The sequence below is a fragment of the Variovorax sp. PAMC26660 genome (assembly GCF_014302995.1).
In the GTDB taxonomy this organism is placed as follows: Bacteria; Pseudomonadota; Gammaproteobacteria; order Burkholderiales; family Burkholderiaceae_C; genus Variovorax.
The window spans coordinates 3,506,488-3,522,468 of record NZ_CP060295.1 but is presented as its reverse complement, the minus strand read 5'-3'; the positions used below and the strand labels follow the sequence as shown (position 1 = coordinate 3,522,468).

At 68.0% G+C, this 15,981-nt stretch carries 18 protein-coding genes; 2 read left to right on the top strand and 16 right to left on the bottom strand.

Annotated features, from left to right (window positions below):
- Window positions 1-106 precede the first annotated feature (106 nt).
- From H7F35_RS16755 to H7F35_RS16705, 11 genes are all read right to left on the bottom strand, one after another.
- Window positions 107-1,327 carry a class I SAM-dependent rRNA methyltransferase gene (locus H7F35_RS16755; protein ID WP_187113932.1) on the bottom strand — a complete coding sequence of 407 codons (1,221 nt, stop codon included), beginning with the start codon at window positions 1,325-1,327 and terminating at the stop codon, window positions 107-109.
- Window positions 1,324-2,364 carry a tyrosine recombinase XerC gene (locus tag H7F35_RS16750; RefSeq protein ID WP_187113931.1) on the bottom strand — a complete coding sequence of 347 codons (1,041 nt, stop codon included), beginning with the start codon at window positions 2,362-2,364 and terminating at the stop codon, window positions 1,324-1,326. The genes H7F35_RS16755 and H7F35_RS16750 overlap by 4 nt, the downstream gene beginning before the upstream one ends.
- Window positions 2,348-2,983, bottom strand: coding sequence for a YdcF family protein (locus tag H7F35_RS16745; protein WP_187113930.1), 636 nt, complete (start codon window positions 2,981-2,983; stop codon window positions 2,348-2,350). Before H7F35_RS16745 ends, H7F35_RS16750 begins: the two co-directional genes overlap by 17 nt.
- A complete protein-coding gene (locus H7F35_RS16740) occupies window positions 2,980-3,684 on the bottom strand; it encodes a DUF484 family protein (RefSeq protein WP_187113929.1) in 705 nt (234 codons plus the stop codon). Before H7F35_RS16740 ends, H7F35_RS16745 begins: the two co-directional genes overlap by 4 nt.
- Window positions 3,681-4,556 (bottom strand): diaminopimelate epimerase, encoded by an 876-nt coding sequence (gene dapF / locus H7F35_RS16735; protein WP_187113928.1) that lies wholly within the window; start codon window positions 4,554-4,556, stop codon window positions 3,681-3,683. Before dapF ends, H7F35_RS16740 begins: the two co-directional genes overlap by 4 nt.
- A gap of 76 nt (window positions 4,557-4,632) precedes the next feature.
- Entirely contained in the window at window positions 4,633-5,454 is an 822-nt protein-coding gene (locus tag H7F35_RS16730) for an alpha/beta fold hydrolase (RefSeq protein ID WP_187113927.1), read from the bottom strand.
- 48 nt (window positions 5,455-5,502) lie between these two features.
- The gene (locus H7F35_RS16725) at window positions 5,503-7,104 is read right to left on the bottom strand and encodes an MFS transporter (protein ID WP_187113926.1); all 1,602 of its coding nucleotides are present in this window, start codon (window positions 7,102-7,104) and stop codon (window positions 5,503-5,505) included.
- A complete protein-coding gene (locus H7F35_RS16720) occupies window positions 7,097-7,486 on the bottom strand; it encodes a DoxX family protein (RefSeq protein WP_187113925.1) in 390 nt (129 codons plus the stop codon). Before H7F35_RS16720 ends, H7F35_RS16725 begins: the two co-directional genes overlap by 8 nt.
- A 10-nt stretch (window positions 7,487-7,496) precedes the next feature.
- Window positions 7,497-9,392 (bottom strand): amidohydrolase, encoded by a 1,896-nt coding sequence (locus H7F35_RS16715; protein WP_187113924.1) that lies wholly within the window; start codon window positions 9,390-9,392, stop codon window positions 7,497-7,499.
- A complete protein-coding gene (locus tag H7F35_RS16710) occupies window positions 9,385-9,678 on the bottom strand; it encodes a DUF1427 family protein (RefSeq protein WP_187113923.1) in 294 nt (97 codons plus the stop codon). Before H7F35_RS16710 ends, H7F35_RS16715 begins: the two co-directional genes overlap by 8 nt.
- A 37-nt stretch (window positions 9,679-9,715) precedes the next feature.
- Window positions 9,716-10,369, bottom strand: coding sequence for a hydrolase (locus H7F35_RS16705; RefSeq protein WP_187113922.1), 654 nt, complete (start codon window positions 10,367-10,369; stop codon window positions 9,716-9,718).
- 180 nt (window positions 10,370-10,549) lie between these two features.
- Here H7F35_RS16705 and H7F35_RS16700 point away from each other — a divergent pair, with 180 nt between their 5' ends.
- Complete coding sequence (locus H7F35_RS16700; RefSeq protein ID WP_187113921.1) at window positions 10,550-11,461, top strand: LysR family transcriptional regulator; 912 nt, start codon at window positions 10,550-10,552, stop codon at window positions 11,459-11,461.
- A 15-nt stretch (window positions 11,462-11,476) separates the two neighbouring features.
- Here H7F35_RS16700 and H7F35_RS16695 read toward each other — a convergent pair whose 3' ends face one another.
- Complete coding sequence (locus H7F35_RS16695) at window positions 11,477-12,106, bottom strand: 2-hydroxychromene-2-carboxylate isomerase (RefSeq protein WP_187113920.1); 630 nt, start codon at window positions 12,104-12,106, stop codon at window positions 11,477-11,479.
- A gap of 85 nt (window positions 12,107-12,191) precedes the next feature.
- Here H7F35_RS16695 and H7F35_RS16690 point away from each other — a divergent pair, with 85 nt between their 5' ends.
- Window positions 12,192-13,373, top strand: a complete 1,182-nt coding sequence (locus tag H7F35_RS16690; RefSeq protein WP_187113919.1) for an MFS transporter — start codon at window positions 12,192-12,194, stop codon at window positions 13,371-13,373.
- Here H7F35_RS16690 and H7F35_RS16685 read toward each other — a convergent pair.
- From H7F35_RS16685 to H7F35_RS16670, 4 genes are all read right to left on the bottom strand, one after another.
- A complete protein-coding gene (locus H7F35_RS16685) occupies window positions 13,360-14,112 on the bottom strand; it encodes an anti-sigma factor domain-containing protein (protein ID WP_187113918.1) in 753 nt (250 codons plus the stop codon). The two genes, H7F35_RS16690 and H7F35_RS16685, sit on opposite strands and share 14 nt — an antisense overlap.
- The gene (locus H7F35_RS16680) at window positions 14,109-14,681 is read right to left on the bottom strand and encodes a sigma-70 family RNA polymerase sigma factor (protein WP_187113917.1); all 573 of its coding nucleotides are present in this window, start codon (window positions 14,679-14,681) and stop codon (window positions 14,109-14,111) included. The genes H7F35_RS16685 and H7F35_RS16680 overlap by 4 nt, the downstream gene beginning before the upstream one ends.
- 71 nt (window positions 14,682-14,752) lie before the next feature.
- A complete protein-coding gene (locus tag H7F35_RS16675; RefSeq protein ID WP_187113916.1) occupies window positions 14,753-15,325 on the bottom strand; it encodes a DUF3455 domain-containing protein in 573 nt (190 codons plus the stop codon).
- 205 nt (window positions 15,326-15,530) lie between these two features.
- Entirely contained in the window at window positions 15,531-15,860 is a 330-nt protein-coding gene (locus H7F35_RS16670) for a hypothetical protein (protein ID WP_187113915.1), read from the bottom strand.
- Window positions 15,861-15,981: the final 121 nt, after the last annotated feature.

Genomic DNA, 15,981 nt, shown 5'->3' with positions numbered 1-15,981 from the left:
GAAGAAGTGCTCCGGAAGCGGAAAACGGGGGAAAGAGGCAAAAAAGGCGTGGCCGGGCAGTTTAGCCAATGCCACTGAGTTGCGTTGGTGATGGGGTTAAGCGGGGTCAGGCGGGCTTTCTGACCACCACCAGCCCCTTCAGGTACTCCCCTTCGGGGAATTCGATGGTCATGGGATGGTCGGGCGCGGCGCCCAGGCGCTCGGCGATGTAGCCGTCCACGCCGGCATCGAGCCCCGCCGAAGCCACGATCTTGTGGAACAGGTCGGCGCTGATGCCGCCCGAGCACGAAAAGGTCAGCAGCACGCCGCCCGGCTCCAGCAGCTTGAGCGCCAGGCGGTTGATGTCCTTGTAGGCCCGCGCGGCCCGCTCCGCATGCGCCGCCGTGGGCGCGAACTTGGGCGGGTCGAGCACGATGGCGTCGAAGGTACGGCCCTGCTCGATGAACTCGCGCAGCACGGTGTTGACGTTGGCATCGAGAAACTCCGTCTTGATGCCCGAACCCTCGCCGCCGTAGCCATTGAGCGCAAGGTGCCCGCGTGCGCGGTCGAGCGCCGGCTGCGACGAATCGACCGACACCAGCTCCGCCCCTTCGAGCGCGCCCGCAGCCTTGAGGCCCGACAGCGCCGCCACCGTGAAGCCGCCCGTGTAACAGAAGCAATTGAGCACGCGCCGAAAGCGCCGGTGCTTCGCCAGTTCGGCAAAGCGCTGGCGGCTGTCGCGCTGGTCGAGATAAAAGCCGGTCTTGTGGCCGGTCGCGATGTCCAGCGACAGCTTCCAGTCGTGTTCGCGGATCGTGATTTCGGTGGGCCCCTCCCCGCGCAGCCAGCCCGTGACGGGCTTCAGGCCTTCGCGCTCGCGGCCACTGGCGTCGGAGCGCTCGTAGAGCTTGGTCAGGCCCGTGGCCTTGAGCAGCGCGTCGGCCAGCACGTCTTTCCAGCGCTCGACGCCGGCCGACAGGAACTGCGCCACCAGCGTGTCGCCATAGCGGTCGACGATCAAGCCCGGCAGCCCATCGGCCTCGCCGTGCACCACGCGCACGCCATCGCTTTGCAGGTCGAACAGGCCTCGGGCCGCAACGGCGCGGGCGCACACCGCCGCAAAAAACGCCGCATCGATGCGCTGCGTTTCCACGAAGCTCCAGGCCCGCGCGCGGATCTTGGAGATCGGGCTGAAAGCAGCCCATGCCAGGAAAGCGCCGTCGTGGGATTCCACGCGCACCGTCTCGCCGGAATCGGCGGCGCCGCGCGCGATGGCGGATTCGAAGACCCAGGAGTGGCGGCGCTGCATCGAGCGTTCTTTGCCCGGTTTGAGTCGAAGGGTTTTCATTCTTTGCTTGTGGTGTTCTTGCTTGTCGTTTTCGGGCCTGGCCTTGGCGCGCGTGCGGTTTCGGGGCGCGCTTGCGCACGCGGATGTGCCGCGTCGTAGGCCTTGGCCAGATGCTGGAAGTCCAGCCGCGTGTAGACCTGCGTGGTCGCGATGTTGGCGTGGCCCAGCAATTCCTGCACCGCACGCAGGTCGCTGCTCGACTGCAGCACATGGCTGGCGAAGGAATGGCGCAGCATGTGCGGATGCACCGGCGCGGTCAGGCCGGCCTTGAGGCTGCGCTCGCGCAGCAGCTTCCACACCGCCTGCGAGGACATGCGCAGGCCCTTGGCACTGATGAAGAGCGCAGCCGCCGCGTTCGCATCGTGCAGCCGGGCAGTGGTGAGCGCAGCGCAATCGCCGCGCACCGCGAGCCAGTCGCGCACCGCTTCGGCCGCCTTGCCGCCCATCGGCACGATGCGGCGCTTGCTGCCCTTGCCCAGCACATTGGCTTCGAGCGCGTCCAGATCGACCCAGCCGCGCGCGGTGTTGCTCGCCTGCGCATCGAGGCCGGTCAGTTCGCTCACGCGCAGGCCGCAGCCGTACAGCACTTCGACGATGGCGCTGTCGCGCGCCTCGGTCCAGGGGTCGGCTTCAGGGTCGTACAGCTCGGCCAGGCGCACCGCGTCGTCCACGCCCAGCGCCTTCGGCAACGGCCGGCCGGCCTTGGGCGCGTGCACGTCCTGCACCGGGTTGAAGCCGATCAGCCCTTCGTTGCCGAGCCAGCGGTAGAAGCTGCGCCAGCAAGACAGCACCAGCGCAATGCCGCGCGGCTCGCGGCCGGCACCGTGCAATTGCGCCATCCAGCGGCGGATGTGGGCTGTCTGCACGCGGTCGAGCGGCAGGTTGGCATCGGCCGCATGGGCGGTCAGCGACTGCAGATGAAAGGCATACAACTCGACCGTGCGCGCCGCGAGACGGCGCTCGACGCGCACGTGCTCGAGGTACTTGTCGATCCAGCCCGATGAAGCCGGCGCGGCAGGCTCAGAAGAGATAGCCATGGCCGGCATTGTTCACGATGGCGGCCGGCTCGCGCAATGCGCCCTTGAACAGCATGCCCCAGGTGCGCCAGCACGACGTGGGCGCGGCGGCGTATTGCACGTCGAAGGTCTTGTCGAAACCGCTCATGCGCACCAGCCGCTCGATGCGCCACAGGTGATAGGGCTCCGACACCACGATTACGCTGTGCACGCCCGCTGCCTGCAGGATCGGCGTCGACAGCGCCAGGTTCAGCCGCGTGGACGAGGACACCGGCTCCAGCAACGCCGGCCCGGTGTAGCCCACGGCATTCGCATGCTGCTGCATCACCTCGGCCTCGATGCGCCCGTCTTCGGTATCGACGCCGCCCGAGAAAGCGAGCTGCTTGACCAGCCCCGCCTTCACCAGCGCGATGCCCGTGTCCACACGCCCGGTCAGGCAGGGATTCGGCCTGCCGTCGAGGTACGCACGGTTGCCCAGGATCAGCGCCGCGTCGGCCGGCCGCTGCGGCGGGTTGCCCAGCACCGCTTCGGCCCGTTGCCAGACAACCGCCGCAATGGCCGCGTACGCCAACACCCCGGCCAGCAGCCCGCCGAACAGCACGCGCTGCCAGGGCCGGCGCAACCAGCGCGGGCGGCTCAAGGACGCAGCCGCGAGAGTCCGCCCGAGGCCAGCTCGGCGATGCGCTCGAGAAAGTCGGTGCCCATCTCGGCGTTGAAGCGCTGCGCATCGGGCGATGCCAGCACCAGCATGCCGAAGGCCGGCGATTCGGCGTCCGCGCGCAGCGGAATCAGCGCGATCGACATCGCGGCGGTCGGCTCGGGCAGCCATTTGGCCGCCTCGAAGCCCGAATTGAGACCGCAATAAGGCGAAGTCAGCGAAGTGGCCAGCGCTTTCACGTCGTCGCTCACCCACTGGGCGTAAGCCTCGTTGAGGTACTCGCTGCTGCAGTCCCACACCTTGATGGCCGTCTGCGGCACCAGGAACAGCGACTGCAGGTCGACCGCGATGCGGTACGGCAGGCTGCGCGGGTCGCGCGTGGTCAGCAGGCCACTGGTCCAGCGCTGCAGCCGGTCGGCAATGACGACGTTTTCGGTGCCGTGGCGCACCATGTCCATCAGGCGGTGCTCCAGCGCCTTGATCTTCTCGCGCAGCATCTCGGCCTGGCGCTCCTGCAGGCTCACGGCACGGTTGCCGTGCGGGCTGGTGAGCTGCACCTGTGCCAGCAGTTGCGCATGGCGCTCGAAGAAGTCGGGCGTGTTCGCCAGGTAATCGGCGATGTCGTCTTCGGTGATCGGGTTCATGGCGTTGTTGGCGTCGTTGTTGTTCGTGAAGGAAGTCATGGCAGTTCTGGCACCTCGATGTCGCCTTCAAAGACCGTGGTGGCCGGGCCCGTCATCAGCACAGGCTGGCCTTCGCCCTGCCATTCGATCGTGAGAATGCCGCCGTGCGTCTGCACATCGACCCGGCGCTCCAGCAGGCCGAGCCGGATGCCCGCCACCACCGCCGCGCAGGCGCCCGTGCCGCAGGCCAGCGTTTCGCCAGCGCCGCGCTCGAACACCCGCAGCTTGACGTGCGAGCGGTCGACCACCTGCATGAAGCCGGCGTTCACCCGTTGCGGAAAGCGCGGGTGATGCTCGATCTGCGGGCCCTGCTCGGCCACCGGTGCGGTGTCGACGTTGTCGACCACCTGCACCGCGTGCGGATTGCCCATCGACAACACCGCTACCGAAACAATAGCGGTGCCCGCACGTGTACCCAGGGCAAGGTGCCACTTTTGCCACGCGCCATCGGGCTGCGGATCGAGTCCGGCGGTGTCGAAGGGCACGCGCTCTGGTTCAAAGATCGGTGCGCCCATGTCGACCGTCACGCGGCCGTCGGCGCCCATGCGCGGCGCGATCACGCCGGCCAGCGTCTGCACGCGCACTTCGGTCTTGTCGGTCAGCTTGTGTTCGCTGACGAAGCGCATGAAGCAGCGCGCACCGTTGCCGCACTGCTCCACCTCGCCGCCGTCGGCGTTGTGGATCACGTATTGAAAGTCGATGCCTTCGGCCGGCGAGGGCCGCACGGTGAGGATCTGGTCGGCGCCGACGCCGAAATGGCGGTCGGCCAGAAAGCGGTATTGCGCGGCGGTCAGGCCCAGCGTGCCGCGTGTTTCGTCCAGCACGACGAAATCGTTGCCGGCTCCCTGCATCTTGGTAAAGCGGATTCGCATCGGGGGATTATCGCCACCGGCGCCGCCCTTCGCGCCGAAAGGGCCGCAGGGCGCGGCCCTTTCAGCGTGCCTTGCCTCAGCCCTGGATGAACGCCAGCAGGTCGGCATTCACCTGCGCCGCATGCGTGGTGCAGGTGGCATGCGGCGCGCCGGCATACACCTTGAGCTGGCTGCCCTTGATCATCTCGGCCGCCAGCTTGCCCGTGGCCTCGAAGGGCACGACCTGGTCGTCGTCGCCGTGGATCACGAGCGTGGGCACGTCGATCTTCGCCATGTCGGGGCGGAAGTCGGTCTCGGAGAACGCCGTCACGCAGTCGATGGTGGCCTTGATCGAGGCCTGCAGCGCAATCTGCAGCGTCTGCTTGAAGACGCCCTGCGACACCTTGGCGCCCGGGCGGTTGGTGCCGTAGAAAAGCGTGCTGAAGTCGTCGAGGAACTGCGGACGATCCGCGGCCAGCCCGGCGCGGATGCCTGCGAACAGCGAGGCATCGGGGCCCACCGGGTGGTCGGCCGTTTTCATGAACAGCGGCGTCACCGCGCTGATGAGCGCGAGCCTGGCCACCTGCGCGCTGCCCTTGCGCGCGATGTAGCGCGTCACGTCGCCGCCGCCCATCGAGAAGCCCGCAAGGATCACGTCCTTCAGGTCGAGCTTCTCGATCAGCTCGGCGATGTCGTCGGCGAAGGTGTCGTAGTCATAGCCTGTCCACGGCTGGCTCGAGCGGCCGAAGCCGCGGCGGTCGAACGCGATCGTGCGGTAGCCGCGTTCCGCGAAGAACAGCATCTGGGCGTCCCACATGTCGGCGCTCAGCGGCCAACCGTGGCTGAAGAGAATCGGCTGGCCCGAGCCCCAGTCCTTGTAGTAGAGCTCGGTGCCGTCGCGCAGTGTGAGTGTGGTCATGGGTTTCCAGTGAGGTGGAGCAAGAAGAAGAAAGGAAGGGAAGAAAAATCAGATCGCAAGAAAGTGATGCACCTGCGGCTTGTCCGGCCCGATGTGAAAGCGCAGCGCCTCGCCCTGCAGGTCGGCATCGGCCTGCGACACGCGGTGGTGCTGGCGCAGATGCTCCGCCCACGATTCGACGAGAAACCACTCCATCACGCGCTCCGCATCGGTCGTGTGTTCGTGCACGCCCCAGGCGTAGGCGCCATCGCGGCGCCGCTCCAGCGACAGGCGCTTCATCGCCTGCAGGAAGGCCGGGCGGTCATCTTTGCGGATGCGGTATTCGATCTGGACCATCACCGGCCCGCGGTCGTGCGCCACTGGCTCGGCGAGCAAGGGTTCGGGCCAGTGGTTCGACGCCTGCAGGTCGGCTTCGCCGGCCGGCAGCCGCACGCGATGGAAGACCAGCCCGGCCACCACAAGCCCCACGGCGCCCGCCACCAGCGTGGCCGGCACGCCGATCTGCTGCGCCACCAGGCCCCAGCCCAGGCTGCCGGCCGCCATCGCGCCGTTGAACACGGTGAGGTACACGGCCAGCCCGCGCCCGCGCACCCAGTTCGGCAGGATCGACTGGGCCACGCCGTTGAGCGTGGTCAGCGCCACGATCCAGCCCAGGCCCAGCAGCAACAGCAGCAGCACCGCCAGCCACTTCGGCGGCGCGAAGACCAGGCTGCCCATCACAGCCGCCGTGAGCAACGCGGCCAGCAGCAGCATGCCGTCCGCGCCGAGCCGGGCGCGCAGGCGCGGCATCACCAGCGCGCCGCCGATGGCGCCCGCGCCCACGGCGCCGAGCAGCACGCCATAGAAGCCCGCGCTGCCGCCGAGCATCTGGCGCGCCACCAGCGGCAGCAGCGCCCACACCGAGCTGGCGAACAGGAAGAACACCGCCGAGCGCAGCAGCACCACGTGCAGCTCCTTGCTGGCCCGCGTGTAGCGCAGGCCGGCGCGGAAGGCGCCGAAGAAGTTCTCCGACAGCCCGCTGTCCACCGCCGCCGGGCGCTTCCACCACAGCAGCGCCGCGATCACGAACACATAGCTCAGCACGTCGACGCCGTAGGTGGCCGCCGCGCCGAAGCTCGCCAGGATCAGCCCGCCCGCAGCCGGCCCGATGGAGCGCGCGATGTTGATGCCCAGCGAGTTCAGCGCCACCGCGCTCTTGAGGTCCGTGCGCGGCACCAGCTCGGGCACGATCGACTGCCAGGTCGGCCCCATCAGCGCCGCGCCGATGCCGCCCACGAAGGTCAGCGCGATCAAATATTCGACCGTGAGCGCGCCGGTGTGCGAGAGCAGCAGCAACGCGCCGCTCACGGCCGCGAGCACCAGTTGCACGAAGATCAAAAAGCGCCGTCGGTCGAGGATGTCCGAGAGCACCCCCGCAGGAATCGCCAGCAGGAACACCGGCAGCGTGGCCGCCGTCTGGATCAGCGCCACTGCGGTCGGGTTGGCGGACAGGTCCGTCACCAGCCACGAGCTGGCCACGTCGCGCATGAAGCTGCCGACATTGCCGAGCACGGTGGCGGCCCAGAGCACCGCGAAGACCGGCTGGCGCAGCGGCGCGAAGGCGCCGGGTTGCGGTGCCGGCGCAGTTGCGCTGTGTGAGGTGTCAGACATGGGCACGCTCCTTCAGGTCGTGCCAGGCGACCAGCAGGAAGCCGCCGACCAGCCCGAGGTGCTCGAAGAAGGAGTTGGCCGCCATGAAGCGCTCAGGCCCGGTCGGCATCTGCCAGAAGCGCAGCGCCACGAAGGTCGCCATCAGCGTGAAGCCGGCCAGCGCCAGCGCGCCGAGCCAGCGCAGCCGCCCGATGAGGACCAGCGCCGAAGCGCCCAGCTCCAACACGATGACTGCCACGGCCAGCGGGCCGGCGGGCGACATGCCGAAGTGGTTCATTTCGGCCAGGGCCGCGTCGAAGTCCATCGCCTTGTTCAGCCCGCCCTGCAGGTAGGCGGCGCACAGCAGCAGCAGCGCGATCCAGCGCAGCGCGGGTGATGTCATCCAGCGCACGTCACACCGCCCAGCAGGCGCAGCCGAGCGCGCCCCAGAAGCTTTTCAGGTCGGCAATCGGCAACTTGCTGCTCCAGGCCGTCGCATGCTGGTGGCCGTGCACGTTGCAGTTGTTCGCGCACGCGCAGGCTGCGGCAGCATTGCGCAACACCTTCTGCATCGGCGCGCCTTCGGCGGTGTCGGCCCAGCCGGCATAGCCGCCGAAGGTGCGCGCGGGCGACCAGTCGGGCATGGCCGGCGGCGGCGCGCCTTCGTCGTGCGCGGCGAACGCGCCGGCGCCGTAGACCACCTTGCCGCCCACCATCGTGAGCAGTGCCGTCGTGTCGGCAATCTCCGATTCGGCGCAGGCGAAGAAGTCGCGGTCGGGCACCACGAGGTCGGCAAGCTGGCCCACCTCGATGCGCCCCTTCTTGCCCTCTTCGTTCGAGAACCAGGTGACGTTCTCGGTCCACATGCGCAGCGCCTGTTCGCGGTCGATCAGGTTGCGCTGCGGGGTGAGCTGCATGCCGCCCACCGTCTTGCCAGTGATCAGCCACGACAGCGACACCCACGGGTTGTACGAAGCCACGCGCGTCGCGTCGGTGCCGGCCGAGACCTTCACGCCTTTTTCGAGCATGCGCTTCACGGGCGGCGTCGCCTCGGCCGCGCCGTAGCCGTAGCGCTCGACGAAGTACTCGCCCTGGTAGGCCATGCGGTGCTGCACCGCGATGCCGCCGCCCAGCGCCGCGATGCGGTCGATCGACTGGTCGGAGATGGTCTCGGCATGGTCGAAGAACCAGTTCAGGCCCGCCAGCGGCGTGTCCTGGTTGACGCGCTCGAACACGTCGAGCGAGCGGCTGATGGTCTCGTCGTAGGTGGCGTGCATGCGCCAGGGCCAGCGGTTCTGCACCAGCACGCGCACCACCTCTTCCAGCTCGCCTTCCATCTCGGGCGCCATGTCCGGGCGCGGCTGGCGGAAGTCCTCGAAGTCGGCTGCGGAGAACACCAGCATCTCGCCCGCGCCGTTGTGGCGGAAATAGTCGTCGCCCTGCTTGTATTTCGAGGTCGCGGTCCAGTTCAGGAAGTCCTGCTTCTCTTGCTTGGGCTTCTGCGTGAACAGGTTGTAGGCCAGGCGGATCGTCAGTTGTCCGTCGTCGGCCAGCTTCTGGATCACCTGGTAGTCGTCGGGGTAGTTCTGGTTGCCACCGCCCGCGTCGATGGCGCCGGTCACGCCCAGGCGATTGAGTTCGCGCATGAAGTGGCGCGTGGAGTTGAGCTGATAGTCGAAGGGCAGCTTCGGTCCCTTGGCCAGCGTGGCGTAGAGGATGGCCGCGTTCGGCTTGGCCAGCAGCAGGCCGGTCGGGTTGCCGGCGCTGTCGCGCACGATCTCGCCACCGGGCGGCGCGGGCGTGTCCTTGGTGTAGCCCACGGCGCGCATGGCGGCACCGTTGAGCAATGCGCGGTCGTACAGATGCAGGATGAAGACCGGCGTGTCGGGCGCCACAGCGTTCAGCTCCTCGATGGTCGGCAGGCGCTTTTCCGCGAACTGGTGCTCGGTGAAGCCGCCCACCACGCGCACCCATTGCGGCGCCGGCGTGTCGGCCACCTGCCGCTTGAGCATGCCCATGGCATCGGCCAGGCTGCGCACACCGTCCCAGCGCAGCTCCAGGTTGAAGTTGAGCCCGCCGCGAATGATGTGCAGGTGGTTGTCGATCAGCCCCGGCAGCACGCGCTTGCCGTGCAGGTCGATCACGCGGGTGCCGCTGCCCGCCAGCGGCAGGATGTCGTGCGAGCGGCCGACGTGGGTGAAGCGGCCGTCCTTGATGGCCACGGCATCGGCCGTGGGGTTGGAACGGTCGAGGGTGGTGAACAGCCCGCGGTGCAGGATCAGGTCGGGGGTCGTGCTTGTCTCAGCCATTGCGGGGCTCCTTGGACGATGAGGTGGCGTCTGCAGTGGTGGTGCCCGGCAGGCACTTCGGCAGCTCGCCGAACACATGCGGCTTGACCTGGTGCTGCAGCCACGAGGTGGCCGCGGCCTGCGGCCCGACCAGGCTCTTCACCAGCGGCGGAATCTGCTCGCCGAGCAGGATGCCCAGCAACCCCACCAGGGCGATGACCGGCGGCGCCGGCGAGCGCACCTGGAACAGTGCGTAGATCACGCCGACCAGAAGGCCGAGCGCAAGGGAAACGACATAGGACTTCATGGTCGACCTTTCTGCATGCGTGGGCGGGCGGCTCGCATCAGCCTTCGTGCGCGCCGAACATGGTCTGGGCGTAGGTCACGCCCAGGCCGTAGGCGCCGCCGACCTTCTTCGCGATGCCCGTGGTCAGCGCGTAGGTGTCGCCGCGGGCCCAGTCGCGCTGCAACTCCAGCAGGTATTGCAACGAGGTCATCGGCTGCGCGCCGGCCTGCACCATGCGCTCCATCGCTCGGTTGTGCGCCTCGGCCGAGACGTCGCCGCAGGCATCGGCGATCACATACACCTCGAAGCCCTGGTCCAACGCCGACAGGGCTGGCCCGACGATGCACACGCTGGTCCACAGGCCCGCCAGCACGATGCGCGGCTTGCCGATCTGGTTCACGCGCTCGATCACGGCGGCGTCTTCCCAGGTGTTCATCGACGTGCGGTCGAGCATCTTCTGGCCCGGAAAGGCGTCGGTGATCTCGCTGAACATCGGGCCCGAGAAACTCTTCTCGGCCACCGTCGTGAGGATGGTCGACACGCCGAAACCGGCCGCCGCCTGCGCCACCAGCGCGGCGTTGTTGCGCAGGTTCACGGCATCGATGGAGTGCGTGGCAAAGGCCATCTGCGACTGGAAGTCGATCATGACCAGCGTGTGGTCGGAGGGCGTGAGCAGCTTGGCGCCGGCGGTGGGGGTGGCTTTGATGGACATGAAAGGGCTCCTTGGGTTGAATGGAGATTCGATTGGATTCACAATTGCTTTCGGAGGGAATTTCCTAGGCACGGACTGAATCATCGGACCCGGACTCACCGTCATCGACGAAATTTTTCACCACCAATAATCGAAGTTTTCGATCATTCCCTTCCCGCCCTTTTCTTCAAGGACCGCCACGTGCTCAAACTCAGCCTGGAAGCCATCGAGGTCGTCGACGCCATCGCGCGCCACGGCTCCTTCGCCGCCGCCGCCGCGCGCCTGAACAAGGTGCCCTCAACCATCTCGTACGCGGTGGGCAAGCTGGAGGAACAACTGGGCATGCTGCTGTTCGAGCGCAACGGCCCGCGCGTCACCCTCACCGCCGCCGGCGAAGAAATGCTCAAGGAAGGGCGCTGGCTGCTCAGCGCCGCGAGCGACCTCGAATCGCGCATGCGGCAGATTGCCACCGGCTTCGAGTCGGAGCTGCGCCTCGTGCACGACTCGCTGATTCCCACGCAGGCGCTCATCGACGACATCCGTGCCTTCGAAGACCTGCGCTGCGGCACGCGACTGCGCATCGGCTGCGAAGCGCTCACCGGCAGTTGGGAGGCGCTGCGCGAGGGCCGCGCCGACATCGTCATCGCCGCGGGCGAAGGGCCGGCCGGCGGCGGCTACCAGGCCGTGACCGTGGGCAACCTGGAGTTCGCCTTCTGCGTCGCGCCCACGCACCCGCTCACGCGCCTGGGCCGCCCGCTGCAGCGCGGCGACCTGCTGGAGTGCAACGCCATCGTGGTGGGCGACAGCGCACGCACGCTGTCGGACCGCACCGTCGGCCTGCTGGCAGGCCAGCCGCGCATCACCGTGCCGTCGATGCCCGCGAAGATCGCCTGCCAGGTGGCAGGCCTGGGCCACGGCTTCCTGCCGCGCGCATGCATCCTGAACGAACTGGCCCGAGGCACGCTGGTGGAACTGCCGACCGAGGAGCCGCGCCCGCCCGAGGCGTTCTGGCTGGCGTGGAAGACCGGCGCGCAGGGGCAGGCACTGCGCTGGTGGCGCGAGCGGATGAACCGCACGCTGGTGCCGGCGCTGCTGCCGCGCTCGGCCGGTTGACGGCAGGCGGGAGCGTCAGCCCGCCGCGCGCAGCTTGTCGAGTGCGCGGTCGAGAAAAGCCAACCGGTCCTGTCCCCAGAAACGCTCACCGTTCAAGATGAAGGTCGGCGCGCCGAACACGCCGGCTTCCACCGCTTCCGCGCTGTTGGCGCGATACACGGCCAGCGTCTCGGCGCCCTGCTCCAGCGCCTGCAGCGAAGCCCCGTCGTAGCCGTTTTCATCGGCGACCGCGATGCGCACCGCTGCCTGCGACGTGTCGCGCTCCTCGGCCCACAGCGCCCGCAGCAGCGCATGCGACAGAGGCTGCGCATCCAGCCCCTGCAGTTGCGCCGCAATCACCATCCAGCCCGGGTACTTGTTCCAGTTCGGATCGCTGGCCGCGCCCTTGGGGTAGTGCTCGGGCTCCAGGTTCATCGGCATGCCGAGGTAGTCGCTCCAGCGCGCCAGTTCCAGCGCGTGGTACGTGCGGCGCGGTTCGGGGCGGGTCTTCAGCGGAACGCCGCCGGTCTGCGGCACCACCGCCTGAAAGTCGTAAGGCTTGAGCGTGAGCCGCACATGGTGGCGGCGCACGATGTCCTGCAGTTGCGGGCCACCGAGGTAGGCCCAGGGGGAAGAGAGGCTGTAGTAGCAGTCGAGCGCGATCATGTTTCGATTATCTTCAGCGCATGCCTGTCGCCACTGCGCCGCTCACCCTTCTCCCCTCGGGGTTTGCGCGGGCGTTCGTAGGCCGATGAAGTTTCCGGCCTTTCTTTTCTCGCTGCTCGTCTCCAAGCTGGCCGACCAGATCCTGCTGTTCCTGGTGCCGCTCGTGGTGTTCCAGGTGACGCAAGACGTGGCTTGGTCGGGCTACGCCTTCGCGGCGGAAACCCTCCCGCGCTTTCTGTCGTTTCCCATCTGCGGCGCGCTGTGCGACCGGATCTCGCCGATCAAGCTGCTGCGCGGCAGCCAGATCTTTCGCGCGCTGGTCTGCGTGCTCGGCGTGCTGGGCAACGAGGCGCTGGGCGGCATCGGCTGGCTGGTGGGCCTGTCGGCGGTGTGCGGCGTGCTGACCACGCAGGGCGTGATGGCGCGCGAGGTGATGCTGCCGCAGATTGCCAACGGCCACGGCTTCGACAAGGTGCTGGCCTATGCGCAGACGGCCGAGCAGACCGGCATGGTGCTCGGCCCGCTCATTGCGGCGGCGCTCTTCGCGTTCTGGCCCTGGCAGGCGGTGGTGGGCGCGGCGGCCGCCCTCTTCCTGCTGGCCGATGTCGCCACCGCGTACTGGCGGCGCGGCAACCCGATGCAGTTGCACGAGCCGCAGGCGGCGACCGGCCACTTCCTGCAGCCGATCAAGACCGCGCTCGGCCATGTGCTGCACCTGCCCGGCCTGCTGCGGCTGACCGGGCTCACGGCCGGCGTGAACCTGATGCTCGGCACCACGCTCGCCTCTTCCGCCGCGATGGTCACCGGGCTGCACCATCGCTCGGCCACCTACTACGCGGGGCTGCAGACGCTGGGCGCGGTTGCCACCATCGTGATCTTGCTGAGCATCATCCGGGGATCGTTCGCGCTCAAGAAGATGGGGCTGATCGCCTATGTGCTGATCTTCGGCGGCGGCCTGCTCACCGCCATCAGCACCAGCCACTGGGGCTATGCGGCCGGCTTCCTGCTGGTGATCGGGTTCGACAAGATGTTCAGCATCTACATCCGCATCCACCGGCAGCGGATCATTCCGGCGCACGACTACGGCAAGACCACCGGCGTGATCGTGCTGCTGAACAACCTGACGCAGCCCCTGGCCGGCCTGCTGGTCGGCGCCTTCGCCGATGCGACGCAGACCCGCGTGGTGATCTTCGGGCTGTGCATGCTGGTGGGCGCCATCGGCATTGCCGCTGCCATCGCCAGCCGAAACGCCGCTACAGCACCTTGACCGCGCGGCCGATGTAGAGGATGGGCCCGGTCGGCCGGTCGATAGGCGAGCCGTTCTCGGGCTCCAGCGTCAGCTCGAACAACTGGTTGGGCTCCAGCGGTGGCAGCTTGTCGATGGGAATGCGCAGCGACTGCCCCTGCTTGACCAGCCCCAGCGACACCGGCCCGCGCCACTGGTCGGCCTTGGTCCAGAACTGCAGCGACTTCTGCGGCGGCACCACCATCGTGCCCAGCGGCACCAGGTTGAGCTGGCGCGCCGAGTTGGTCTGGATCACCCAGCCGGGCGCCTTGTCTTGCGGTGCGACCAGCACCACCATGTACTGCGTGACGGGCGGCGTTGCGTCGCGCGTGACGACCACGGCCAGCAGCAGCGCCGCCGTGGCGAAACCGCCCGCGGCCAGTCCGCGCCAGAGCTGCAGGTTGTTCCACCAGCCCGCGACGCCAGACGCCTGTGCCTTCTTCGCTTTCGCTTTCGACGATGCCTTGCCCAGCCCGTCCACGCTGCGCTCGATGCGCGACCAGAGCGATGGCGACGGATCGACCGGCGCCGCCAATGCGGTCAGCGGCAGCAGCCGCGCCTCCCAGGCCCGCACGGCTTCGCGCAGGGCCGGCTCGTTCGGCATGCGGGCTTCGACCGCCGCGCGCGCGCCGGCCGACAGCGTGCCCAGTACGTACTCGCCCGCCAGTGCGTCGATGTGGTTGTTGTCGATGTCTTCGTTGTTTTGTTCGGCGGTGCTCATGCCATGCACTCCCGCAGCGCGCGCATGCCGCGCTGGATCCAGGCTTTCACCGTGCCCAGCGGCGTCTTCAGCCGCTCGGCGATCTCGCCATGCGAACAGCCTTCGACATACGCATAGAGGATGCAATCGCGCCGCGCCGGCTCCAGCCCCGAAAGGCAGCCGTGCAGCCGGCCCAGGTCGGCGCGCAACTCGAACGGATCGCCAGCGGCGGCATACGCCGCAAGCGAGGCCTGGTCATCGACCGCTTCGGCCGCGTCTTCGTCCATGCTCACCTGCCGCGCGCCGCTGCGCACCATGTTCAGCGCCGCGTTGCGCACCACGCTGTAGACCCAGCCGCGGCCTTCGCCCAGCGCCGGATTGAAGCTCGCCGCGCGCTGCCAGATGCTGATGAAGGCATCGTGCAGCACGTCTTCGGCCTGCTGGCGCTGGCGCACGATGCGCAGCGCCACGCCCATCAGGTAGCGGCTTTCACGCTGGTAGAGCTGCTGCAACGCCAGACGGTCGCCACGGGCGCAAGCCATGAGGGCGGCGTCGTAGTCGAAGGCGTCGGGGGATGCAGCAGGCAACAAGGTCGGTGGCGGGTTGTGAGCGGCCCCGATGGTAGTGGCACCGGCGCGCCCGCCACGCATTCACCCCCGAGTCAGGAAGCCTTCCAGAAGATGTAGTCGGCCTGGTACTGCACGACCTGCTTCTGGCCCTTGGTGGCCGGCGTGCACGGCGAGGCAGCCGGTGCCACGCCGCCTTGCAGCGCCACGCGCTGGATATACGTGACGCCCGTCATCGCGCCGCTGCCCGTGGCCGGGTTGGCCTTGACGAGCTGGAACGGCAGGCTGGTTGAGCCCGAGGGCGCGACGGCCAGTTGCGTGGCGGTGAGCTTGGAGCCGTCGTTCGATTCCCACGTGGCCGGCGGGCCGTAGTACTTGCCGACCTGCTTGCCGCTGCGGTCCCACAGCTTGGCGTCGGGGCCGACGAACACCCACTCGGTCTGCCCGGCGGCATTGGCCTTGTCGCGGCATTCATAGGTGATGTCGCCCTTGCCCACGGTTTCCATCGCGACCTTGTGGCCGGCCGGCACCTGGATGGTGGGCGGCAGGCTGGACTGGTTGAAGGCGGGGGTCATCGACATCGATCCGCAGGCGGTGAGCATGGCGGCAGCGGCGCTGACAGCGCCGAGGACGGCGAGCGAACGGGGGAAGCGAGAGGTGGTGTGCATCGAAATACTCCTGGGTTGTAGAGGGACAGCAGCTCCTCGCTGCTGAAGGGTCTACACGGCAGGTCTGCGTTTGGATGCAGGGGTGCGAAAGAAATTTGCTGCCGCTGCTGCTGCGACGGGGTGGCGCTGTTGTTTGAAGCGGCCGGCGCTTGTTGTTCAGGGCGCGCTGTGGGTGTGCGGCCGGGTCAACCTCTGCGCTGAAAGATCACGCGGCCGAGGGCAGGCTGCCTTGCATCAGCGCCCGGCGCAGATCGCCAGCCGCTGCGTTGACGGCGTCGATGCGCGCCACGAGCGCTTCGTTGAGCAGGCGCAGCAAGGCGCTCAATTCGCTGCGGGTGGGGGTGAGCGCTTCGCTGTCGTTCAGGGCGCCGGGTTCGATGAGCTTTTCGAACGCGGTGTAGGCGCGTAGCACTTCGTTGAGGCTGTCGGCGTCGTCGCAGGTTTGGAGGGCGAGGTCGTCGAGGGTGGTAATTGAAGGCTCAAGGGAAACAGAAGGATCGTGAGATTGCACGCAGATGCGAGCGGATTCAGCCATTAGATGGTCTCCAAGTTTTGTCAAAGAGTTTCATCAGGCTTCCAAACCCGGCCGCATCTCCAGATACGACGACGCGAAGTATATAGGAGCAATATCAAAAGCAGGCGCACAGAGAAGGAGA

Bases quoted from the DNA above. Each gene is read 5' to 3' on its own strand.
- H7F35_RS16720 (WP_187113925.1), bottom strand. From the start codon at position 7,486: ATGACATCACCCGCGCTGCGCTGGATCGCGCTGCTGCTGCTGTGCGCC.
- H7F35_RS16740 (WP_187113929.1), bottom strand. From the start codon at position 3,684: ATGACTTCCTTCACGAACAACAACGACGCCAACAACGCCATGAACCCG.
- H7F35_RS16675 (WP_187113916.1), bottom strand. From the start codon at position 15,325: ATGCACACCACCTCTCGCTTCCCCCGTTCGCTCGCCGTCCTCGGCGCT.
- H7F35_RS16705 (WP_187113922.1), bottom strand. From the start codon at position 10,369: ATGTCCATCAAAGCCACCCCCACCGCCGGCGCCAAGCTGCTCACGCCC.
- H7F35_RS16725 (WP_187113926.1), bottom strand. From the start codon at position 7,104: ATGTCTGACACCTCACACAGCGCAACTGCGCCGGCACCGCAACCCGGC.
- H7F35_RS16695 (WP_187113920.1), bottom strand. From the start codon at position 12,106: ATGATCGCGCTCGACTGCTACTACAGCCTCTCTTCCCCCTGGGCCTAC.
- dapF (WP_187113928.1), bottom strand. From the start codon at position 4,556: ATGCGAATCCGCTTTACCAAGATGCAGGGAGCCGGCAACGATTTCGTC.
- H7F35_RS16755 (WP_187113932.1), bottom strand. From the start codon at position 1,327: ATGAAAACCCTTCGACTCAAACCGGGCAAAGAACGCTCGATGCAGCGC.
- H7F35_RS16670 (WP_187113915.1), bottom strand. From the start codon at position 15,860: ATGGCTGAATCCGCTCGCATCTGCGTGCAATCTCACGATCCTTCTGTT.
- H7F35_RS16690 (WP_187113919.1), top strand. From the start codon at position 12,192: ATGAAGTTTCCGGCCTTTCTTTTCTCGCTGCTCGTCTCCAAGCTGGCC.
- H7F35_RS16730 (WP_187113927.1), bottom strand. From the start codon at position 5,454: ATGACCACACTCACACTGCGCGACGGCACCGAGCTCTACTACAAGGAC.
- H7F35_RS16685 (WP_187113918.1), bottom strand. From the start codon at position 14,112: ATGAGCACCGCCGAACAAAACAACGAAGACATCGACAACAACCACATC.
- H7F35_RS16710 (WP_187113923.1), bottom strand. From the start codon at position 9,678: ATGAAGTCCTATGTCGTTTCCCTTGCGCTCGGCCTTCTGGTCGGCGTG.
- H7F35_RS16750 (WP_187113931.1), bottom strand. From the start codon at position 2,364: ATGGCTATCTCTTCTGAGCCTGCCGCGCCGGCTTCATCGGGCTGGATC.
- H7F35_RS16715 (WP_187113924.1), bottom strand. From the start codon at position 9,392: ATGGCTGAGACAAGCACGACCCCCGACCTGATCCTGCACCGCGGGCTG.